Source organism: Streptomyces sp. NPDC018610 (assembly GCF_044391765.1).
GTDB lineage: Bacteria > Actinomycetota > Actinomycetes > Streptomycetales > Streptomycetaceae > Streptomyces.
Genome location: NZ_JBISAL010000005.1, coordinates 475,247 through 496,095, shown reverse-complemented (window position 1 = coordinate 496,095; position 20,849 = coordinate 475,247). Strand labels below are relative to the sequence as shown.

Genomic DNA, 20,849 nt, shown 5'->3' with positions numbered 1-20,849 from the left:
CCACGAACAACCCCATGCCAGGTCACGGCGTGGTGCGGTTGACAGTTTCATAGTGTTTCGGTGGTCATAGCGTGAGGGAAACGCCCGGTTACATTTCGAACCCGGAAGCTAAGCCTTACAGCGCCGATGGTACTGCAGGGGGGACCCTGTGGGAGAGTAGGACACCGCCGAACTCCTTTTAGAGCTCTGGCTCTTGGGCAGACAGCCCAAGAGCCAGAGCTTTTTTGCGTTGGGGTAAGGTCGGGAGGCATCGTAGGCACTTTTCTCCCAGGAGGCCCCCGGGTGGAGGTCCAGGAGACCCGCGTCCAGACGGACCGAGTCCTCACCATCCCGAACATCCTCAGCATGGCACGGCTCGTAGGCGTGCCCCTCTTCCTGTGGCTGATCCTCAGGCCGGAGTTCGGCGGCCCCAAGAGCGACGGCTGGGCCCTGCTGGTGCTCGCGTTCAGCGGCGTCAGCGATTACCTGGACGGCAAACTCGCCCGGCGCTGGAACCAGATCAGCAGCCTGGGCCGGCTGCTCGACCCGGCGGCCGACCGCCTCTATGTGCTTTCCACCCTCGTCGGGCTCACCTGGCGCGAGATTCTGCCGGTCTGGCTGACCGCGGCCCTGCTCGCCCGCGAATTGATGCTGCTGGTGGCGGTGGGCGTCCTCAGGCGGCACGGCTACCCGCCGCCCCAGGTGAACTTCCTGGGTAAAGCCGCGACGTTCAACCTGATGTACGCCTTCCCGCTGCTTCTGCTCAGCGACGGAAGCGGATGGATCCCGTCACTCGCCGCCATTTTCGGATGGGCGTTCGCTTGGTGGGGTACAACCCTGTATTGGTGGGCAGGAGTCCTCTACGTGGTGCAGGTCCGCCGACTGGTCCGTGCGGACGCCATGGCCGACTGAGCCCGTCATTCCGGCAGCAGAGTGGCTTCCGATGGCCCGCTCCAGAAAAATGCGGGACAATCATGACGGGTGAAGTCGGCTAGATCGTCGTCTCTTTGGAGGAGGACGCTTCCGACATGAAGGCCGTCGTGATGGCCGGAGGCGAAGGCACGCGCCTTCGTCCGATGACCTCGAGCATGCCCAAGCCGCTCCTGCCGGTGGCCAACCGGCCGATCATGGAGCACGTTCTGCGGCTGCTCAAAAGGCATGGGCTTAATGAGACCGTCGTCACAGTCCAGTTCCTGGCCTCGCTGGTCAAGAACTACTTCGGTGACGGCGAAGAGCTCGGCATGGAGCTCAGCTATGCCAACGAGGAGAAGCCACTCGGTACCGCCGGAAGCGTCAAGAACGCCGAGGAGGCGTTGAAGGACGACGCCTTCCTCGTCATTTCCGGCGATGCCCTCACCGACTTCGACCTCACCGATCTGATCCGATTCCACAAGGAAAAGGGCGCCATGGTGACCGTGTGTCTCACACGGGTGCCCAACCCCCTGGAATTCGGCATCACCATCGTCGATGAAGAGGGCAAGGTCGAGCGCTTCCTCGAGAAGCCGACCTGGGGCCAGGTCTTCTCCGACACCGTGAACACCGGCATCTACGTGATGGAGCCCGAGGTCTTCGACTACGTCGAGGCCGACGTGCCCGTCGACTGGTCCGGTGACGTCTTCCCCCAGCTGATGAAGGAAGGCAAGCCGATCTACGGCTATGTCGCCGAGGGCTACTGGGAGGACGTCGGCACCCACGAGAGCTATGTGAAGGCCCAGGCCGACGTCCTGGAAGGCAAGGTCGACGTCGACATCGACGGCTTCGAGATCTCCCCGGGGGTCTGGGTCGCCGAGGGCGCGGAGGTCCACCCGGACGCCGTCCTGCGCGGACCGCTCTACATCGGCGACTACGCCAAGGTGGAAGCCGGCGCCGAGATCCGCGAGCACACCGTCGTCGGTTCGAACGTCGTCGTGAAGAGCGGTGCGTTCCTGCACAAGGCCGTCGTGCACGACAACGTGTACATAGGGCAGCACAGCAACCTGCGCGGCTGCGTCGTCGGCAAGAACACCGACATCATGCGCGCGGCCCGGATCGAGGACGGCGCCGTCATCGGCGACGAGTGCCTCATCGGCGAGGAATCCATCGTCCAGGGCAATGTGCGCGTCTACCCGTTCAAGACCATCGAGGCCGGCGCCTTCGTCAACACCTCGGTGATCTGGGAGTCCAGAGGCCAGGCCCACCTCTTCGGCGCCCGCGGGGTCTCCGGAGTCCTGAACGTGGAGATCACCCCGGAGCTCGCCGTACGGCTCGCCGGCGCCTACGCGACGACGCTGAAGAAGGGCTCCACCGTCACCACGGCCCGCGACCACTCCCGTGGTGCGCGCGCGCTCAAGCGGGCGGTCATCTCGGCCCTCCAGGCCAGTGCCATCGACGTACGGGACCTGGAGAACGTGCCGCTGCCCGTCGCACGGCAGCAGACCGCGCGCGGCAGCGCCGGCGGCATCATGATCCGGACCACGCCGGGTGTGCCGGACTCCGTCGACATCATGTTCTTCGACGGGCAGGGAGCCGACCTGTCGCAGGGCAGCCAGCGCAAGCTGGACCGGGTCTTCGCGCGCCAGGAGTACCGGCGCGCCTTCCCGGGCGAGATCGGCGACCTGTACTTCCCCTCCAGCGTCTTCGACTCGTACACCGGCTCGCTGCTGCGGGACGTCGACACGACCGGGATCGCCGAATCGGGTCTCAAGGTCGTCGTGGACGCCTCCAACGGCAGCTCCGGTCTCGTCCTGCCCAGCCTGCTGGGCAAGCTCGGCGTCGACTCGCTGACGATCAACCCCGGACTCGACGAGTCGCGGCCCACCGAGACCGAGGAGATGCGCCGGTCCGGGCTGGTGCGCCTCGGGGAGATCGTCGCGTCCTCCGGCGCCGCCTTCGGCGTGCGCTTCGACCCGGTGGGCGAGCGGCTGTCGCTCGTCGACGAGAAGGGCCGCATCATCGAGGACGACCGGGCCCTGCTGGTCATGCTGGACCTGGTGGCCGCGGAACGGCGCAGCGGACGCGTGGCGCTCCCGGTGACCACCACCCGCATCGCCGAACAGGTGGCCGCCTACCACGGCACCCAGGTCGAATGGACGACCACGTCCCCCGACGACCTCACCCGGGTCGGCGGCGAGGAAGGGACGATCTTCGGCGGTGACGGCAAGGGCGGCTTCATCGTCCCCGAGTTCAGCAGCGTCTACGACGGCACGGCGGCCTTCGTGCGCCTCATCGGGCTGGTGGCGCGGACGCAGCTCACGCTCAGCCAGATCGACGCCCGGATCCCGAGGGCGCACGTCCTCAAGCGGGACCTGGCCACCCCGTGGGCGGTCAAGGGGCTGGTGATGCGCCGGGTCGTCGAGGAGGCCGGGGACCGTTTCGTCGACACGACGGACGGCGTCCGGGTCGTGGAGACCGACGGCCGCTGGGTGATGGTCCTGCCCGACCCGGCCGAGGCGGTCACCCATCTGTGGGCCGAAGGCCCCGACGACGCCTCCGCGCAGGCCCTGCTGGACGAGTGGTCGGCGGTCGTGGACAGCGCCGGCCGGTAGGACCGACCGCACGCGCGTCTGCCGGACAGGCCCCGTCGGCGGGACCTGTCCGGCACGTCGGTGGGGCCATTGGGAGGTCTCGGGCGCGACGTGCGACGATGTGCGGCATGCCGCAGCAACCCCCCATTCGGAGCACCCCCTCGCGGCCCTTCCGCCCGGACGCCTCCATGTCGTTGATCACCAACGTCATGGACCACAGCCTCGACGACGGATACGCCGAGGCCGCCGCGCGGAGGAAGGCCACCGGGGAGGGCGCCCTGCCGAAGACCCTCCGGGCGCGGCTGGGGCTGGCCGCGGGCCTGGTGCTGGCGGCCCTGGTCGTCACCGTGGGAGCGGCGCAGGCCCGAGTGGCGGCTCCGGTCGTCGCCAAGGAGCGCCAGGAGCTGATCGACCGCATCGACCGCGAGACGGCGGCGGCGGACAAGCTCGAGAGCGACGTCGACGAACTCCGGGGCGACGTGAACGCACGGCAGCGCCAGGCCCTGCGGCAGAGCGGCGGGAACGCGCGGGCCGACCTCGTGAGCACCCTGGCGGGCGCCACGGAGGTGCGCGGACCCGGCGTGAAGCTCGTCGTGAACGACGCCAAGGAAGCCGGCACCGGGGGGAACGGCGATCCGCGGGAGACCTCGGGGTTCTCCGACACCGGCCGTGTGCGCGACCGGGACATGCAGCGGGTCGTGAACGGACTGTGGCAGTCCGGGGCCGAGGCCGTATCCGTCAATGGGCAGCGGTTGACGGCCCTGTCGGCGATCCGGGCCGCGGGTGACGCCATACTGGTCGACAACAAACCGCTGGTGCCGCCGTACACGGTGCTCGCGGTGGGGGACGGGCCGCGGCTGAGCACCCGGTTCCAGGACAGCCCGGACGGGCTGTATCTGCACGCCCTGCAGGACAACTACGGCATCCGGACCGGCATCTCCGTGGAGAGCGACCTCCGGCTGCCGGCCGCACCGAGTGTGATCGTACGAACAGCACAGCCGAGCACTGAGAAGGGCACATCGTGATCGCCGTACTGGGCCTCGTCGTGGGAGTCGTGGCCGGCCTGTTGGTCCGGCCGGAGGTTCCGGCGGTCGTCGAGCCTTATCTGCCGATCGCCGTCGTCGCGGCGCTGGACGCCGTGTTCGGCGGACTGCGGGCCATGCTCGACGGCATCTTCGACGACAAGGTCTTCGTGGTGTCGTTCCTGTCGAACGTGGTCGTGGCCGCGCTGATCGTGTTCCTGGGCGACAAGTTGGGCGTGGGGGCCCAGCTGTCCACCGGTGTCGTGGTCGTCCTCGGCATCCGCATCTTCTCCAACGCCGCGGCGATCCGACGGCACGTGTTCCGGGCGTGAGGAAGATGACCCACCAGGACGAACTGCCGGAGAACAGGCTCCGCAAGGAACTGCCGGCTGAGGTGCCCGCGCAGCCCGCCCCAGGTCAGGAGGGGCCGCGGGAGGAGTCCGCGCCCGCGCTGACCGGCCGCCGGCGGCTGGTCCAGGGCCTGTGGCCGCCGAGGTTCACCCGGGCCCAACTCGTCGTCGCACTGCTGCTGTTCGGCCTCGGATTCGGCCTGGCGATCCAGGTCGCGTCCAACAGCGACAGTGACAGCGCGCTGCGCGGCGCCCGGCAGGAAGATCTTGTTCGCATCCTCGATGAACTGGACAACCGAACCCAGCGTCTTGAAGACGAGAAGCAGGGTCTCGACAAGCAGCGTCAGGAACTGGAGAACAGCTCCGACCAGGCCGAGGAGGCCCGCAAGCAGACTGCCGAGAAGGAGAAGCAACTCGGCATCCTCGCGGGCACCGTGGCGGCTCAGGGACCCGGCATCACGATGACGGTCGAGGACACGAAAGGGACGGTCCAGGCGGACATGCTGCTCGACGCGATACAGGAGCTGCGCGCGGCCGGCGCCGAGGCGATGCAGGTCAACGGTGTACGGGTGGTCGCGGGCACTTACCTGACGGACTCCGGCAAGAGCGTGGAGGTCGACGGGAACAAGATCAACGCCCCGTATCGTTTCAAGGTCATCGGCAAGCCGCAGGACCTGGAACCGGCGCTCAACATCCCTGGAGGCGTGGTGCAGACCTTCGAGAAGGAGCAGGCCACCGTGACCGTGGAGCGGTCGGACAAGATCGTCGTGGACGCCTTGCGGGCGGCGAAGCAGCCTGACTACGCTCGGTCGTCCTCCCAGTGAACCGGCGGTGCATGGCGGCCGTCCGGCAGGGGCATGAGGTTGCGGGGGGTCGGCGCACCGATTGGGTGGTGCGTGGTGGAAACTGTCTGGTGGATACGGACGTTGTGAGGATGTCCGGGTCGACCGGTGTATGCAGTCAGGGTTCGTCCTGCCCCACGGGCGGGTCTGTTTCGGTCAAGGGGAATCGCCCGTGAAGTTGTTTGCGAAGTTGTTCGGCAAGAGCGCGCGAGAGGGCAACGAAAACGCCACCGCCCGCCATCGCGCACAGCCCGACGCGGAGGGCCGTCGCCCGCTGTTCCGCGACCAGGTCGCCGGTCAGGGGGGTGACGTCTCCGGCGGTCACGGCGCGCCGTCCGTTGACCCCGCCCAGGGCAGCGGCATAGGTTTCGGCCAACCGTCGACCCCAGGTGCGGGCGGAGGGTTCGCTTCCGGGCCGTACGCGTCCCATGCCCCGGCGGGGCAGTCGCCGCAGGAGGATCCGTCCATGTCGGCCCTGGTGTGCACGAGGTGCGGCAACCGCAACGGCGAGAACAGCCGCTTCTGTTCCAACTGCGGTGCGCCGCTGCGGCCCGGCGCGGTGCCGGAGCGCGCGTCGGAGACGACGTCGACGATCTCCATCTCCGGCCTGGAGGCGTACGACGCGGAGGCCACGGGCCAGACGCCGATGCTGTCCCCGGAGGCCCAGGCCGCCGTCGACGCGCTGCCGCTCGGCTCCGCCCTGCTCGTGGTGCGCCGCGGCCCGAACTCGGGCAGCCGCTTCCTGCTGGACGGCGAGCTGACCACGGCGGGGCGTCATCCGCAGAGCGACATCTTCCTGGACGACGTGACGGTCTCGCGCCGGCACGTGGAGTTCCGCCGCAGCCCGGACGGCTCGTTCACGGTGGCCGACGTCGGCAGCCTGAACGGCACCTACGTCAACCGGGAGCGGATCGACCAGGTGGCGCTGGCCAACGGTGACGAGGTGCAGATCGGCAAGTACCGGCTGGTCTTCTACTCGAGCCGGCAGGGCTACTGACCGTCCGTCCCCCGGGCCCGGTCCGGGGGACCCCCCAGGGAAGGTCCATGCTTCGAACACCGAGCGGCGGCGCCGGTCACGGTGCCGCCGCAACGGACAGTGGGCTGATGAGCATCGGCTCGGTGCTGAACGCGCTGCGCGACGAGTTCCCCGAGGTCACCATCTCCAAGATCCGCTTCCTGGAGTCGGAGGGGCTCGTGGAGCCGCGGCGCACCCCCTCGGGATACCGGAAGTTCAGCGCGGACGATGTGGAGCGCCTGGCGAGGGTGCTGAGGATGCAGCGGGACCACTACCTGCCGCTGAAGGTCATCCGCGAGTACCTGGACGCGCTGGAGCGCGGTGAGGCCGTCCAGCTGCCGGTGCTCGGCCGTCAGCGTGACGGCGAGAGCGGGCCGGCCGCCGTCGAGGCGCCCTCGGCGGCCCGTATCGGGCGGGCCGAGCTGCTCGCCGCGGCGGAGATCGACGACGCGGAGCTCACGGAGTGGGAGTCGTACGGGCTGCTCACTCCGCTGGAGGACGGCGCCTACGACGCCGAGGCGGTGACCGTGGCCTCCCTCGTCCGCGCGCTCGGCCGGTTCGGCATCGGGCCCCGGCACCTGCGGGTGATGAAGGCGGCGGCCGACCGGGAGGCCGGGCTCGTCGACCAGGTGGTGGCCCCGCTCAAACGCCACCGCAACCCGCAGACCAGGGCGCACGCGGAGGCCCGCACGAAGGAGCTGGCGGCCCTCACGGTGAAGCTGCACGCGGCGCTGGTGCAGACCGCGCTCGGCGTGCGGCTGCCCTGACCGGGCGGCGGCGCGAAGGCCCGAACATCATCGTCTGAGGCCGGATCGTCACCCCGTGCGGCCGGATCGGCCCGCTGTTTCGCCGCCCGATCCCGGCCCGACTACCCAAACGTCCCGGGCACGGCCTAGGGTTGCTGTGTGAACGAGCTCGATGTCGTAGGTGTCCGGGTCGAGATGCCCTCCAACCAGCCGATCGTGCTCCTGCGCGAAGTGGGAGGCGACCGTTACCTCCCCATCTGGATCGGACCGGGGGAGGCGACGGCGATCGCCTTCGCCCAGCAGGGCATGGCTCCCGCACGACCGCTGACCCACGACCTGTTCAAGGACGTGCTGGAGGCCGTCGGCCAGGAGCTCACCGAAGTACGCATCACGGACCTGCGTGAGGGGGTCTTCTACGCGGAGCTGGTCTTCGCGAGCGGGGTCGAGGTGAGCGCCCGTCCGTCCGACGCCATAGCGCTGGCGCTGCGCACCGGCACGCCGATCTACGGCAGCGACACGGTGCTGGACGACGCGGGCATCGCGATCCCGGACGAGCAGGAGGACGAGGTGGAGAAGTTCCGCGAGTTCCTCGACCAGATCTCGCCGGAGGACTTCGGCAGCAGCAGCCAGTGACACGCCGGCACACGCCGTCGGCCGACGAGGGCGCCCTGAGCTTCCCGCGAGGGCATTCGGCTAGCCTTTCCCCGCGGTGGGGCACGGGAAACCACTCTTAGGGTGATTATCACTCGGCGTGCCGAGTGTGGCGATCGTTGACGCACCCCTGGTGACTGCCTACCGTCGAGGAGGCAGGTCAAGGACGGAGGTCGGCGTGAGAAGCAGCGGCGACGGTACGGCTGGGGACGCCCCCGGGCACGGTGTCGGCGGAGGCGGTCCGTACCCTTCCCCAGGCTCTCGGCTCCGCTCCAACAGCGGATACCCCCACCACGCCGGCACGGCCGACCACGCCCCGCAGTGGCCGACGGCCGTGCCCAGCAGCAAAGGGGCGGCGTCCATGGTGTCCGAGGAGATCGGCTACCGCGGTCCGACGGCCTGCGCAGCCGCCGGCATCACCTATCGGCAACTGGACTACTGGGCGCGCACCGGTCTGGTCGAGCCCAGCGTGCGGCCCGCGCACGGTTCCGGCACGCAGCGGCTGTACAGCTTCCGTGACGTCGTGGTCCTGAAGATCGTCAAACGGTTCCTGGACACCGGCGTCTCGCTGCAGAACATCCGTACCGCGGTGCAGCACCTGCGGGAGCGCGGTTTTCGCGACCTGGAGCGCATGACGCTGATGAGCGACGGCGCCACGGTCTACGAGTGCACCTCGCCCGACGAGGTGCACGCCCTGCTGCAGGGCGGCCAGGGCATCTTCGGCATCGCCGTGGGCGTGGTGTGGCGTGACGTGGAGAGCGCCCTGTCCCAGCTGCACGGCGAGCGTGTCGACACCGGCGAGACCCTGATCGGCCACAATCCGGCCGACGAGCTCGCGCGGCGGCGCAACCGGGCGGTCTGAGCCCGCGACCGGCGGTCCGCCCGGGTGACCGGCCGGGCCGGCGGGCGCGGGCGGCTCCGGGATCCGGTCCGCGTGCCGTCTTGGCGTCGGCGCCGTCTGTGTCGTGAGGGGTGTCCGACACCGGTGCCGGGGCCTCCCCGTGGGGCATTGTCAGTGGTGTGGTGCAGCATCGGAGATGTGAGAACCGCGCCCACGATCCTCCATCTCGACATGGACGCCTTCTTCGCCTCGGCGGAGCAGGCGTCCAAGCCGAGCCTGCGCGGGAAGGCCGTCGTCGTGGGTGGCCTGGGACCGCGCGGGGTGGTCGCCACCGCGTCGTACGAGGCACGGGTCTTCGGCGTCCACTCGGCGATGCCCATGGCGCAGGCGCGGCGGCTGGCGCCGAACGCCGCGTACCTGGTGCCGCGGTTCGCCTTCTACCGGTCCATCAGCGAACAGGTGATGGGGCTGCTGCGGTCCCTGTCGCCCCTGGTGGAGCCGCTCAGCCTGGACGAGGCGTTCGTGGACCTGGAGGCCGGGGGCGCGGCCCGGGACGCGGACTCGGCCCGGCTGGTGGGGGAGCGGCTGCGCGCCGACATCCTGGCCGTCACCGGGCTGACGGGATCCGTCGGGCTCGCCGCGTCCAAGATGCTCGCGAAGATCGCCTCCGAGCAGGCCAAGCCCGACGGACTGGTCCTCATAGCGCCCGGCACCGAGCGCGCCCTGCTCGCACCCATGCCGGTGCGGATACTGCCGGGTGTGGGCCCGGCGACCGGTGACCACCTGCGGCGGGCCGGGATCCACACCGTCGGCGAACTGGCCGAGGCGGGCGAGGACGAGCTCGTCCGGCTGCTGGGCAAGGCGCACGGGCACGCGCTGCACGCCATGGCGCTCGCGCACGACGAGCGTCCGGTCGTCGCCGAGCGCGAGGCCAAGTCGGTGTCGGTGGAGGACACCTACGACGTGGACATCCACGACCGGCTGCGGGTGGGCCTGGAGGTGGGGCGGCTCGCCGACCGGTGCGTGCGGCGGCTGAGAGGATCCGGGCTGTCGGGGCGGACCATCGTGCTGAAGGTACGGCGGTACGACTTCTCGACGCTGACCCGCTCCGAGACGCTGCGCGGTCCCACCGACGACCCGGCGGTGGTGCGGGAGGCGGCGGCCCGGCTGCTGGAGGCCGTGGACACCACGGGCGGGGTGCGGCTGCTCGGCGTGGGGGTGACCGGACTCGCCGACTACACCCAGGAGGACCTGTTCGCGCAGGCGGCGGGCGCGCGGGAGGAGAGCCCCGTCGAGGAACCGGCGGACGAGGCGGCCGAGGAGCAGCCGGCGCCGGCCGAGCGGCACTGGCCCTCGGGCCACGACGTGCGGCACGCCGAGTACGGGCACGGATGGGTGCAGGGCAGCGGACTGGGCCGGGTCACCGTGCGCTTCGAGACGCCGGTCTCGGAGCCGGGCCGGGTGCGGACGTTCCGTGTCGACGACCCGGACCTGCGGCCGGCGGATCCGCTGCCGCTGGTGCGAAGACCCGACGGGGCCCCGGCGGAGCCCCGTGCGGCCCGGGACGTGGAGCCGGTGCCGTCACGGGAACCTCGGGAACCTCCTCGAAGCACCTCCTCCTCGTCGGTTCGGTGAGTGCGGGCCGCCCGGGCCCCTCGCCCCGGCAGTGGTGGGTGAGTCGGTGGCGCCGGGGCGGCGGCCGGGCGGGGGCGGGACGGGCGCGGGCTGCGGAGGGCTGGGCGGAGGGTGAGTCGGCGGGGTGCCCGGCGCGGCCTGGCCGGTACTGCCTGGTGCGGGGACGGTGTCAGGCCTCCTCGGTGCCCGAGCCCGCGAGTCTGCCGAAGTCATGGTCGGGAAGCACGGGAGCGGGGGCCACGTCGAGACCGTAGTGGTGGTAGAGCTGCAGTTCCTGTTCGGGGGAGAGATGACGGCCGACGCCGAAATCGGGGGCGTCCTTGATCAGCGCCCGGTCGAAGGGGACGCGCAGCGCACCGTCGACCAGGTCGCTGGGCTCCAGGGGCACGAAGGCGTCCCGGGAGAACAGACCGGTGCGTATGGCGGCCCACTCCGGCACGCCCGTGGCGTCGTCGAGGTACACCTCGTCCACCGTGCCGATCTTGTCGCCGTTGCGGTCGAACGCCTTGCGGCCGATCAGGTTGCGCGGATCGATCTCGGTCTGCACGGTCCCTCCACATGGTCGCAACTCATCCGTAAGCACTACGAAAGAGCACAATCGTCGCGGCGGCCACTCGAAGGCCTGTGCGCCCGCCCCGCTGGTAGGCTGACAGCGGCTGCTGACCCCGTGCGGGAGAGTCCTCCGGCATCGTCGGAGGCGCCGAAGGAGCAAATCCTCCCCGGAATCTCTCAGGCCCACGTACCGCACGGACGAGGTCACTCTGGAAAGCAGAGCGGGTGTCGACGGCTTCCGCTCTCACCGACGGTGAAAGCCGGGTGCCCTCGGGCGGCCCCGGTGAAGCTCTCAGGTTGAGATGACAGAGGGGGAGGCCGTCGGGGCACCCGTGCCGTGGTGTCCCTCGAAGGTCGCGTCAGACCAGGAGGCCTCCGCAATGACCGCCCAGCGCATCCCGCTCTCCGAGCTCGAACAGGGCATCCCCTTCGAGCAGCGTCACATCGGCCCCGACCACGAGGCCCGGGCCAAGATGCTCGCGCAGGTCGGCTACGGCTCGCTCGACGAGCTGACCGCCGCCGCGGTACCCGATGTGATCAAGAACGCCGACGCACTCGACCTGCCGGGCGCCCGCACCGAGGCCGAGGTGCTGGCCGAGCTGCGCTCGCTCGCCGACCGCAACCAGGTCCTCGGCTCCATGATCGGGCTCGGCTACTACGGGACGTTCACCCCGCCCGTCATCCTGCGCAACGTCATGGAGAACCCGGCCTGGTACACGGCGTACACGCCCTACCAGCCCGAGATCTCGCAGGGCCGGCTCGAGGCGCTGCTGAACTTCCAGACCGTGGTCGCCGACCTGACCGGGCTGCCCACCTCCGGCGCCTCCCTGCTCGACGAGGGCACCGCCGCCGCCGAGGCGATGGCCCTGTCCCGCCGCATGGGCAGGAACAAGAAGGGCCTGTTCCTGATCGACGCGGACGCGCTGCCGCAGACCGTCGCCGTCATCGAGACCCGCGCCGAGCCGACCGGCGTCGAGGTCGTCGTCGCCGACCTGAGCGAGGGCATCCCCGCCGAGATCGCCGAGCGCGACATCAACGGCGTGCTCCTGCAGTACCCGGGCGCCTCCGGCGCCGTACGCGACATCAAGCCGGTCATCGACCAGGCGCACGAGCTGGGCGCCCTGGTCACCGTCGCCGCCGACCTGCTCGCCCTCACCCTGCTGAAGTCGCCCGGCGAGCTGGGCGCGGACATCGCCGTCGGCACCACCCAGCGCTTCGGCGTGCCGATGGGCTTCGGCGGACCGCACGCCGGCTACATGGCGGTGCACGAGAAGTTCGCCCGCAGCCTGCCCGGCCGCCTGGTGGGCGTCTCCGTCGACGCCGACGGCAACAAGGCCTACCGCCTCGCGCTGCAGACCCGCGAGCAGCACATCCGCCGCGAGAAGGCCACCAGCAACATCTGCACCGCGCAGGTGCTGCTCGCCGTCATGGCCGGCATGTACGCCGTCCACCACGGCCCGGACGGGCTGAAGGGCATCGCCGAGCGCACCCACCGCTACGCCGCTGTCCTGGCCGAAGGACTGAGGGCGGGCGGCGTCGAGGTCGTCCACGGCGCGTACTTCGACACGCTGACCGTCAGGGCCGAGGGCCGGGCCGCCGAGGTCGTCGCCGCCGCCCGCGAGGCCGGTGTCAACCTGCGCCTGGTCGACGCCGACCACGTCTCCGTCGCCTGCGACGAGACCACCACCCGCGCCCACCTGCGCAGCGTCTGGTCCGCCTTCGGCGTGGCCGGCGACATCGACGCCCTGGACGCCGCCGCCGGTCAGGCGCTGCCCGAGGGCCTGCTGCGCACCGACGCCTACCTCACCCACCCCGTCTTCCACGAGCACCGCTCCGAGACCGCGATGCTGCGCTATCTGCGCCGGCTCGCCGACCGCGACTACGCGCTCGACCGCGGCATGATCCCGCTGGGCTCCTGCACCATGAAGCTCAACGCGACCACGGAGATGGAGCCGGTCACCTGGCCGGAGTTCGGGCAGCTGCACCCCTTCGCGCCCGCCGAGCAGGCCCAGGGCTACCTCCAGCTCATCCACGAGCTGGAGGACCGTCTCGCTGAGGTCACCGGCTACGACAAGGTCTCCCTCCAGCCCAACGCCGGCTCCCAGGGCGAGCTGGCCGGCCTCCTCGCCGTGCGCGGCTACCACCGCGCCAACGGCGACGAGCAGCGCACCGTCTGCCTCATCCCGTCCTCCGCGCACGGCACCAACGCCGCCAGCGCCGTGATGGCCGGCATGAAGGTCGTCGTCGTCAAGACCGCCGAGGACGGCGAGATCGACGTCGAGGACCTGCGGGCCAAGATCGAGCAGCACCGCGACCAGCTCGCCGTGCTGATGATCACCTACCCGTCCACGCACGGTGTGTTCGAGGAGCACGTCGCCGACATCTGCGCCCAGGTCCACGACGCGGGCGGCCAGGTGTACGTCGACGGCGCCAACCTCAACGCCCTGGTCGGCCTCGCCAAGCCGGGTCACTTCGGCGGCGACGTCTCCCACCTGAACCTGCACAAGACGTTCTGCATCCCGCACGGCGGCGGCGGCCCCGGCGTCGGCCCGGTCGCCGTGCGGTCGCACCTGGCGCCGTACCTGCCCAACCACCCGCTGCAGCCGGAGGCCGGACCGGAGACCGGCGTCGGACCGATCTCGGCGGCGCCCTGGGGCTCGGCCGGCATCCTGCCGATCTCCTGGGCCTACGTCCGGCTGATGGGCGGCGAGGGCCTCAAGCGCGCCACGCAGGTGGCCGTGCTGAGCGCCAACTACATCGCCAAGCGCCTGGAGCCGCACTTCCCGGTGCTCTACACCGGCCCCGCCGGCCTGGTCGCGCACGAGTGCATCATCGACCTGCGCCCGCTGACCAAGGAGACCGGCGTGAGCGTGGACGACGTGGCCAAGCGGCTGATCGACTACGGCTTCCACGCGCCGACGATGTCCTTCCCGGTGGCCGGCACGCTGATGATCGAGCCGACCGAGTCCGAGAACCTCGCCGAGCTGGACCGCTTCTGCGACACGATGATCGCGATCCGCGCCGAGATCGAGAAGGTCGGCTCGGGCGAGTGGCCGGCGGACGACAACCCGCTGCGCGGGGCCCCGCACACCGCCGCCGCGCTCGGCGGGGAGTGGGAGCACGCCTACAGCCGCGCGGAGGCGGTCTTCCCGGCCGGCGTCTCGGCCGCCGACAAGTACTGGCCGCCGGTGCGCCGCATCGACCAGGCCTTCGGCGACCGGAACCTGGTCTGCTCCTGCCCGCCGCTGGACGCGTACGGCGACTGAGCCGCCCGGCGCCACGACGGAAGCGGGCCCCGCCCCGGCAGCAGGAGCCGGGGCGGGGCCTCGCCGTATCCGCGGGACAGGCGTCGTATGCGCGGGGCAGACCGCGCGCCCGGGCAGGCCGTGGGCGCGGCGCGGGTCAGGCCGGGTAGGCGTGGGTCTGGGCCGCCTTGACGGACGCCCAGACCTCCGCGCCCGGGCGCAGGTCGAGTTCGACGGCCGAGACCGTGGTCAGGTCGGCGGCGAGGGCGAGCTCCCCGGTGAGGTCCACGCGGATCTGGTCGCCGTGCGTCTCCAGGCCGGCGACCTCGCAGCGCCACAGGTTGCGCGCGCTGGAGCCGGTGGGGCGCTCCCGGTGCAGGGTGACCGCGCCCGGCGGGAACGCCACGAAGGCCGGTCCGGACAGATCCTCGGTGGTGGCGACGGCGGGGCCGGCCTCCAGGCGCACGCGGTGGCCCTCGGCCCGCCCGCGGTACAGGTTCAGGCCGACCAGCTGGGCGATGTAGTCCGTGCGGGGCCGGCGGGCGATGTCGGCGGGGGCGCCCTCCTGCACCAGGCGTCCGTGCTCGACGACGACCAGCCGGTCGGCCAGCACCATCGCGTCCAGCGGATCGTGCGTGACCAGGACGGCGACGGCCTCGAACTCGGCCAGATGACGACGCAGCTGGGCGCGGACCTCCAGCCGGGTGCGGGCGTCCAGCGCGGCCAGCGGCTCGTCCAGGAGCAGCAGCCTGGGCCGGGTGGCCAGGGCCCGGGCCAGGGCGACGCGCTGGGCCTGGCCGCCGGAGAGCCGCCGGGGCTTGGCGCCTGCGTGATCGGCCAGGCCCATGCGCGCCAGCCAGTCGGCGGCCCGCGCGCGGGCCTCGGCCTTCGAGGACCCCTGGCAGCGCGGTCCGAACGCCACGTTGTCCAGCGCGGACAGGTGCGGGAAGAGCAGGTAGTCCTGGAAGACGACACCGACCGGGCGCGCCTCCGGCGGTGTGCGGTCCAGCTCTGCGCCGTCCAGGCGCAGATGGCCGCCGGTGAGCGGGGACAGGCCGGCGAGCGCGCGCAGGGCCGTGGTCTTGCCCGCGCCGTTCGGGCCGAGCAGCGCGACGACCTCGCCGGGGGCGGCGGTGATGGCCACGTCGAGCCGGAAGGCGCCGCGCTCGACGACGAGCCGGGCGTCCAGCCCGTCGCCGGACGGCTCCTCGGCGCGGACGCCGGTCGGGGTCTCGTCGATGTCGGTCATGAGGTGATCATCCAGGGTGGGAGGTGGCCGACCCTCACGAGGAGGCCGTCATCCAACGGTCCCGCAGACCGGCCAGGACCGCGATCGACACGGCCAGCAGCACCAGGCTCAGGGCGATCGCGGCGGCCGGGTCGTCCTGCAGCGCCAGGTAGACCGCGAGGGGCATGGTCTGGGTACGGCCGGGAAAGTTGCCGGCGAAGGTGATCGTCGCGCCGAACTCGCCGAGCGCCCGCGCCCACGCGAGGACGGCGCCCGCCGCGATGCCGGGCGCGATCAGCGGCAGGGTGACCCGGCGGAACGCGGTGAAGCGGGACGCTCCCAGCGTCATGGCGGCCTCCTCGAAGCGCGGATCGGCGGCCCGCAGCGTGCCCTCGACGCTGATGACGAGGAACGGCATGGCCACGAACGCCTCCGCGACCACCACGCCGGACGTGGTGAACGGCAGCGTGACGCCGAACCACGTGTCCAGCCACTGCCCCACGACCCCGTTGCGCCCCAGCGCGAGCAGCAGCGCCACACCGCCCACCACCGGCGGCAGCACCAGCGGCAGCGTCACCAGGGCTCGTACCAGGCCGCGTCCGGGGAAGTCCGTACGGGCCAGCAGCCAGGCCAGCGGGACGCCGAGCACCAGGCTCACCGCGGTGGCGGCGGTGGCGCTGATCAGGGAGAGCTGGAGCGCCTGCCACACCTGCGTGCTGGTCAGCTGGTCGGGCAGGCTGCGCCAGGGGGCCCGGACAAGCAGGGCGAGCAGCGGCAGCAGCAGGAACGCCAGACCCACTAGGGCGGGCACCAGCAGGGGCAGCGGCACGCTGCGCACGGCAGGACGGCGCCGCGCCCCGCCTCGCGGGTTCACGGCACCGGCCCTGTCGCCGCGGGTCACGGCTTTCACGGCTTGAGGAACCCGGCCTGGTTCAGGACCTTCTGGCCCTCGGCGGAACGCACCAGCTCGACGAACGCCTTGGCCGCGGTGGCGTTGCGCGCGTCCTTGAGCAGGACGATCGGGTAGTCGTTGACGGCCTTGGCGGACTCGGGGAACTCCACGCCCTCCACCTTGTCACCGGCCGCGTGCACGTCGGTCTTGTACACGACGGCCGCGTCGGCCTCCTTCAGCTCCACCTTGGTCAGGGCGCTCTTGACGTCCTGCTCGTAGGAGACGGGGGTGAGCTTGAGGCCGCTCGCGTCCAGCGCTTTCCGGGCGGCGGCGCCGCAGGGCACCGTCTTGTCGCACAGGACGACCTTGAGGCCGGGGTCGGTGAGGTCCTTGAGCGAGGAGATCTTGTCCGGGTTGCCCGGCAGGGTCGCGATCTCCAGCTGGTTGCGGACGAAGGTGGCGGGCGTGCCGGCCGCGTCGTCCTTGTCGGTGACGAGCTTCATCGTCTTGGCGCTGGCGGCGGCGAACACGTCGGCGGGCGCCCCGCTGATGATGCCGGCGGCGAGGGAGTCGCTGCCGCCGAAGTTGAAGGACACCTCGGTGCCCGGGTGCTGCCGCTCGAACTCCTTGCCCAGCGTCGTGAAGCTCTCCTTCAGGGAGGCCGCGGCGAAGACGGTCACCTTGCCGGACAGCTTCTGCGAGGAGGCGCCCGGGGAGCCGGCGGACGGCGAGGACTTGTCGGAGGACGAGTCGTCGGAGGAGGAGCACGCGCTGAGGGCCAGCAGCGCCGCGGCTCCCGCACCGGCCATCCGCAGCGTCCGGGTCCGGCGCACTGAACGGGTCATCACGGGTGTACTCCTCTGGTCGTGCACGAAGAAGACTGTCGCGCCCTGGGGGCACGGCCGTGCGGGGCCGTGCGGGGATGATACTGCCGCAAGTGCGAGGGGGAAGTCACCTGTCGCATCGCATGAGCTGGCGTTCTTGCCGTTCGAGGTGGCATGTGCGTTTGTACGGACCTCGCCGTGGGGGCGGACTTCGGACTTCCCGGAGGTGGTGGCCGTGGCCGTGGCACTCGCGGAGCTCGTCCTGACCGGTGACCTCGCCCGGCCCGCGCGCCTGACCGTGCCCGACCCGCTGAGCCGGCCGCAGCACCGGGCGGGGGTGCGTTTCGAGTGCGCCACCAGCGGTGTGCGGCGCCACCGGTTCACCGGGCCCCGGCCGTACGACGTGCCGGCCGACGCGCGGCCCGCCTTCGACGCGGCGCGGCGCAAGGACCGCCTGTGCTTCCTGATCGCTGTCGCGGGCGCCGACGGGCACCGCACGCTGCTGTCCTGGGCCGAGATCGACCCGGACTTCGCCGCCGCCCCGGTGCTGCCGGCGGTGGCCATGGACGACGCCCCGCTCGACGGCGCCGGCCCCCGGCTGGTCCTGCCGCAGGACCTCCGCGGGCGCGTACGTCATCGGCATCAGGGCGATCCGCGTGGACGGCGGCTACGGTGCGGCCACCGCGGCCTGAGGCGGTTCGACCGGACGGCCCCGTGAGTCCTCGCCCGAACGAGAGGCCCTGAGGGCTGTCGTCGCGCGCCCGCCAGGGACTACGGGACAGCCCTCAGGCCCGGTCGATGTGCACGTTCGTCGACTTCACGCGGGCGGTGGCCTCCATGCCGACCTCCAGGCCCAGTTCCTCGACCGCCTCCCGGGTCAGCAGGGAGACCAGGCGGTGCGGGCCGGCCTGGATCTCGACCTGCGCCGCCACGTCGCCGAGCTTGACGGCGGTCACGATCCCGGGGAAGGCGTTGCGGACCGAGGTGGAGGAGGCGTCCTCCTCGGCGCCGGAGGCGGCCAGTTCCACGGAGAACGCGGCGAGGTCCCGTCCGTCGACGAGCCGCCGTCCGCTCTCGTCGCGGTGGGTGGCGACCCGGCCCGCGTCCGCCCACCGGCGCGCGGTGTCCGGGCTGACGCCGAGCAGGCGGGCCGCCTGGCCGATCGTGTACGACTGCATGCGGGCCACGATAGGGCCATCGCCGGGCGGCACGGACCCGGGGGGCGGCGCCGGGGCGTGCCGCGACGGCTCAGCCGGTGTGCACGCGGGGCCGCCGGCCGCGGTCCGGCTCCGCCTCGCGCAGCACCTCGCGGGTGACCGGCGCGACCTCGCCCTGGCCGAAGAGGAAGAAGCGCAGGAAGTTGCGGAACGGGTTCCCCTCGGTCCACTCGAAGTAGATGTGCGGGATGCGGCCCGTCGTGTCGCGGACGTCGAGGAGCAGCGCGGCCAGGGCGTTCGGGACCGAGGACGACTCCAGGGCCAGCACCCGGTAGCGGTCGTGCAGCACCTCGCCGCGCACCGTCAGATCGGCCTCGAACTCCGAGGGGTCGGCCACCGTCACCTCGACGAAGACGAAGTCCTCCGTCTCGGGGATGTCGTTGTCGGCGCGGATCTGCTCGATCTTGTCGTGGTACTCGGCCTTGTCCCGGCGGCCCGGCTTGTTGGCGATGAACCGGATCCGGCGACTGGCGATGTCCCTGACGAACCGCTCGGCCATCGGGTCCATCGACACGCTGGTCACCCGCAGTTCGAAGGCGCGGGCCAGCCGGGACAGCAGCGACACCAGGATGATGCCGACGATGAAGCAGGCGCCGATCTTCACGCCGTCCGGGCGTTCGATGACGTTGACGACGGTCGTGTAGAGGAACACCGCCGAGATCACCGCGAACGCGACGGTCCAGTGGCGCTCGCCGGCCTTGCGGGCGGCGATCGTCACCGCGATCGCCGCGGAGCTGATCAGCACCAGCACGCCCGTGGCGTAGGCGCCGCCCTGCTTGTCGACGTTGGCGTCGAAGATCCAGGTGACCAGGAAGCCGATCAGGGTGAAGACGAGGACCATCGGCCGGACCGCCCCGGCCCAGTGCGGCGCCATGCCGTAGCGGGGCAGGTAGCGCGGCATCAGGTTGAGCAGCCCGGCCATCGCGGAGGCGCCCGCGAACCAGAGGATGGCGATGGTCGATACGTCGTAGACCGTGCCGAAGGTGTTCCCGATGTAGTGGTGCGCCAGGTAGGCCAGCGCGCGTCCGTTGGCCTTGCCGCCGGGCTGGAACTCCGGCGCCGGGATCAGCAGGGTGGTGATGAGGCTGGTGGCGATCAGGAAGCAGCTCATGATCAGCGCGGCCGTGGTGAGCAGCTTCTTGGTGTCCCGGATCCGGCCGGCGGGCCGCTCCTCGGTGTCGGCGCGGTCGCCCCGCACGTGCGGCATGACGGCGACGCCGGTCTCGAAGCCGGACAGGCCGAGCGCGAGTTTGGGGAAGACCAGCAGGGCCACGCCGACCATGGCGAAGACGCTGCCGTGCTGGGTGGTCAAGGCGCCCGTCCAGTCGGTGACCAGGTGGCCGGCGGTGACGACGTGCCACAGCCCGATGACCACCACCACGACGTTCAGCGCGAGGTAGACGCCGACCAGCACGACCGCGACGCCGATCGCCTCCAGGAACCCCTTGAGGAACACCGCGCCGAGCAGTGCCAGCAGGATCAGCGTGATCAGCATCTGGTGGGTGTGCAGCGCGCTCGTCAGATGGGGGTTCTCCACCAGGTGGGTGGAGGCGTCGGCGGCCGACAGGGTGATGGTGATCAGGAAGTCGGTGGCGGCGAAGCCGAGCAGGGTGAGGACGAACAGCTTGCCCTGCCAGAACGAGAGCAGGCGCTCCAGCATCGCGATGGAGCCCTGTCCGTGCGGGCTCTCCTCGGCGACCCTGCGGTACACCGGCAGCGCGCCGGCGAGGGTGACCAGGACCAGGACGAGGGTGGCGACCGGTGACAGCAGGCCGGCGGCCAGGGCGGCGATGCCCGGCTGGTAGCCGAGGGTGGAGAAGTAGTCGACACCGGTCAGGCACATCACCCGCCACCAGCGCTGTCCTTCGTGCGGGGGCTCGGGTGCGGCGTGCGGCGCCTGCTGCACGCCCTTGCCCATGTCGGACAGGCCTTCCAGCATCCAGGCGCGCAGCCGACTGGGAGGGTGTTCGGTGGTGGCCATCGGCCCTGCTCCTGATGTACGGCTCGGTGAGATCGGGCCTTCGTGCGGACGGAGCACCAGCGTATGCAGAGCGTGACGCCGGGGCCCACGGCTACCGGCCGAGCGGACGTCAATCTTCCGTTAAGAGTCACCGCGGGCGGGAGCTGGCGCGGGTTTCGTCCGGAATCGACGCGGCCCCTCCGTCCGAAGTCGCCGAGGGATCCTGCGTCCAGCATGACCGGACCGGCGCCGGCCCGCACACGCGGCCGCCGCCGCGCCACCGTCCTTGGGCCAGGTGGTGTGGGGGTTCCCGACAGCGGCACGGCACCGCCGCGGGGCGAGCACCA

Annotated in this window: 17 protein-coding genes, 1 rRNA gene, 1 pseudogene and 1 riboswitch; of the genes and pseudogenes, 13 read left to right on the top strand and 6 right to left on the bottom strand. The window is 71.3% G+C overall.

Annotated features, from left to right (window positions below):
• Window positions 1–56: 56 nt before the first annotated feature.
• From rrf to ACH5A8_RS16375, 11 genes are all read left to right on the top strand, one after another.
• Window positions 57–173 (top strand): 5S ribosomal RNA (gene rrf / locus ACH5A8_RS16425).
• A gap of 109 nt (window positions 174–282) precedes the next feature.
• Entirely contained in the window at window positions 283–891 is a 609-nt protein-coding gene (locus tag ACH5A8_RS16420; RefSeq protein WP_399002374.1) for a CDP-alcohol phosphatidyltransferase family protein, read from the top strand.
• 116 nt (window positions 892–1,007) lie between these two features.
• Window positions 1,008–3,503: a sugar phosphate nucleotidyltransferase gene (locus ACH5A8_RS16415; protein WP_399002372.1), complete on the top strand. Its 2,496-nt coding sequence runs from the start codon at window positions 1,008–1,010 to the stop codon at window positions 3,501–3,503.
• 98 nt (window positions 3,504–3,601) lie between these two features.
• Window positions 3,602–4,507 (top strand): DUF881 domain-containing protein, encoded by a 906-nt coding sequence (locus ACH5A8_RS16410; RefSeq protein WP_399002370.1) that lies wholly within the window; start codon window positions 3,602–3,604, stop codon window positions 4,505–4,507.
• Window positions 4,504–4,836, top strand: a complete 333-nt coding sequence (locus ACH5A8_RS16405) for a small basic family protein (RefSeq protein WP_003988855.1) — start codon at window positions 4,504–4,506, stop codon at window positions 4,834–4,836. The genes ACH5A8_RS16410 and ACH5A8_RS16405 overlap by 4 nt, the downstream gene beginning before the upstream one ends.
• 5 nt (window positions 4,837–4,841) lie before the next feature.
• Window positions 4,842–5,678 carry a DUF881 domain-containing protein gene (locus tag ACH5A8_RS16400; protein ID WP_399002427.1) on the top strand — a complete coding sequence of 279 codons (837 nt, stop codon included), beginning with the start codon at window positions 4,842–4,844 and terminating at the stop codon, window positions 5,676–5,678.
• Between the two features lie 130 nt (window positions 5,679–5,808).
• The gene (locus ACH5A8_RS16395; protein ID WP_399002368.1) at window positions 5,809–6,693 is read left to right on the top strand and encodes an FHA domain-containing protein; all 885 of its coding nucleotides are present in this window, start codon (window positions 5,809–5,811) and stop codon (window positions 6,691–6,693) included.
• A gap of 47 nt (window positions 6,694–6,740) precedes the next feature.
• Window positions 6,741–7,478 (top strand): MerR family transcriptional regulator, encoded by a 738-nt coding sequence (locus ACH5A8_RS16390; protein ID WP_399002366.1) that lies wholly within the window; start codon window positions 6,741–6,743, stop codon window positions 7,476–7,478.
• A gap of 138 nt (window positions 7,479–7,616) precedes the next feature.
• Window positions 7,617–8,090: a bifunctional nuclease family protein gene (locus ACH5A8_RS16385; protein WP_003988851.1), complete on the top strand. Its 474-nt coding sequence runs from the start codon at window positions 7,617–7,619 to the stop codon at window positions 8,088–8,090.
• 196 nt (window positions 8,091–8,286) lie between these two features.
• On the top strand, window positions 8,287–8,970 hold the full coding sequence (locus ACH5A8_RS16380) for a MerR family transcriptional regulator (RefSeq protein ID WP_399002363.1): 684 nt from the start codon (window positions 8,287–8,289) through the stop codon (window positions 8,968–8,970).
• A 177-nt stretch (window positions 8,971–9,147) separates the two neighbouring features.
• Complete coding sequence (locus ACH5A8_RS16375) at window positions 9,148–10,584, top strand: DNA polymerase IV (protein WP_399002360.1); 1,437 nt, start codon at window positions 9,148–9,150, stop codon at window positions 10,582–10,584.
• A 169-nt stretch (window positions 10,585–10,753) separates the two neighbouring features.
• On the opposite strand, the gene ACH5A8_RS16370 is transcribed toward ACH5A8_RS16375, so the two are convergent.
• Window positions 10,754–11,131, bottom strand: coding sequence for a PRC-barrel domain-containing protein (locus tag ACH5A8_RS16370; RefSeq protein WP_399002358.1), 378 nt, complete (start codon window positions 11,129–11,131; stop codon window positions 10,754–10,756).
• A 113-nt stretch (window positions 11,132–11,244) separates the two neighbouring features.
• A riboswitch (glycine riboswitch) is annotated at window positions 11,245–11,339 on the top strand.
• A gap of 177 nt (window positions 11,340–11,516) precedes the next feature.
• Between ACH5A8_RS16370 and gcvP the strand changes: the two genes are divergently transcribed.
• Complete coding sequence (gcvP, locus tag ACH5A8_RS16365; protein ID WP_399002356.1) at window positions 11,517–14,402, top strand: aminomethyl-transferring glycine dehydrogenase; 2,886 nt, start codon at window positions 11,517–11,519, stop codon at window positions 14,400–14,402.
• Window positions 14,403–14,538: 136 nt separating this feature from the next.
• On the opposite strand, the gene ACH5A8_RS16360 is transcribed toward gcvP, so the two are convergent.
• Genes ACH5A8_RS16360 through modA form a run of 3 tightly spaced genes read right to left on the bottom strand, consistent with a single transcriptional unit; the run spans window position 14,539 to window position 17,346 of the window.
• Window positions 14,539–15,630 carry an ABC transporter ATP-binding protein gene (locus tag ACH5A8_RS16360; RefSeq protein ID WP_399002354.1) on the bottom strand — a complete coding sequence of 364 codons (1,092 nt, stop codon included), beginning with the start codon at window positions 15,628–15,630 and terminating at the stop codon, window positions 14,539–14,541.
• A gap of 34 nt (window positions 15,631–15,664) precedes the next feature.
• Window positions 15,665–16,519, bottom strand: coding sequence for a molybdate ABC transporter permease subunit (modB, locus tag ACH5A8_RS16355; protein WP_399002352.1), 855 nt, complete (start codon window positions 16,517–16,519; stop codon window positions 15,665–15,667).
• Complete coding sequence (modA, locus tag ACH5A8_RS16350; RefSeq protein WP_399002350.1) at window positions 16,516–17,346, bottom strand: molybdate ABC transporter substrate-binding protein; 831 nt, start codon at window positions 17,344–17,346, stop codon at window positions 16,516–16,518. Before modA ends, modB begins: the two co-directional genes overlap by 4 nt.
• 220 nt (window positions 17,347–17,566) lie before the next feature.
• Here modA and ACH5A8_RS16345 point away from each other — a divergent pair.
• A pseudogene (locus tag ACH5A8_RS16345) lies at window positions 17,567–18,017 on the top strand (hypothetical protein).
• A gap of 93 nt (window positions 18,018–18,110) precedes the next feature.
• On the opposite strand, the gene ACH5A8_RS16340 reads toward ACH5A8_RS16345, so the two are convergent.
• Together ACH5A8_RS16340 and ACH5A8_RS16335 are read right to left on the bottom strand one after the other, a co-directional pair.
• A complete protein-coding gene (locus tag ACH5A8_RS16340; RefSeq protein ID WP_399002348.1) occupies window positions 18,111–18,503 on the bottom strand; it encodes a molybdopterin-binding protein in 393 nt (130 codons plus the stop codon).
• Between the two features lie 70 nt (window positions 18,504–18,573).
• Window positions 18,574–20,523: an amino acid transporter gene (locus ACH5A8_RS16335; RefSeq protein ID WP_399002346.1), complete on the bottom strand. Its 1,950-nt coding sequence runs from the start codon at window positions 20,521–20,523 to the stop codon at window positions 18,574–18,576.
• Window positions 20,524–20,849: the final 326 nt, after the last annotated feature.

What these genes read in the sequence shown, in the direction of transcription:
- ACH5A8_RS16415 (WP_399002372.1), top strand. Translation starts at nt 1,008, where the DNA reads ATGAAGGCCGTCGTGATGGCCGGAGGCGAAGGCACGCGCCTTCGTCCG.
- ACH5A8_RS16410 (WP_399002370.1), top strand. Translation starts at nt 3,602, where the DNA reads ATGTGCGGCATGCCGCAGCAACCCCCCATTCGGAGCACCCCCTCGCGG.
- ACH5A8_RS16400 (WP_399002427.1), top strand. Translation starts at nt 4,842, where the DNA reads ATGACCCACCAGGACGAACTGCCGGAGAACAGGCTCCGCAAGGAACTG.
- ACH5A8_RS16395 (WP_399002368.1), top strand. Translation starts at nt 5,809, where the DNA reads ATGCAGTCAGGGTTCGTCCTGCCCCACGGGCGGGTCTGTTTCGGTCAA.
- ACH5A8_RS16390 (WP_399002366.1), top strand. Translation starts at nt 6,741, where the DNA reads ATGCTTCGAACACCGAGCGGCGGCGCCGGTCACGGTGCCGCCGCAACG.
- gcvP (WP_399002356.1), top strand. Translation starts at nt 11,517, where the DNA reads ATGACCGCCCAGCGCATCCCGCTCTCCGAGCTCGAACAGGGCATCCCC.
- ACH5A8_RS16360 (WP_399002354.1), bottom strand. Translation starts at nt 15,630, where the DNA reads ATGACCGACATCGACGAGACCCCGACCGGCGTCCGCGCCGAGGAGCCG.
- modA (WP_399002350.1), bottom strand. Translation starts at nt 17,346, where the DNA reads ATGACCCGTTCAGTGCGCCGGACCCGGACGCTGCGGATGGCCGGTGCG.
- ACH5A8_RS16340 (WP_399002348.1), bottom strand. Translation starts at nt 18,503, where the DNA reads ATGCAGTCGTACACGATCGGCCAGGCGGCCCGCCTGCTCGGCGTCAGC.
- ACH5A8_RS16335 (WP_399002346.1), bottom strand. Translation starts at nt 20,523, where the DNA reads ATGGCCACCACCGAACACCCTCCCAGTCGGCTGCGCGCCTGGATGCTG.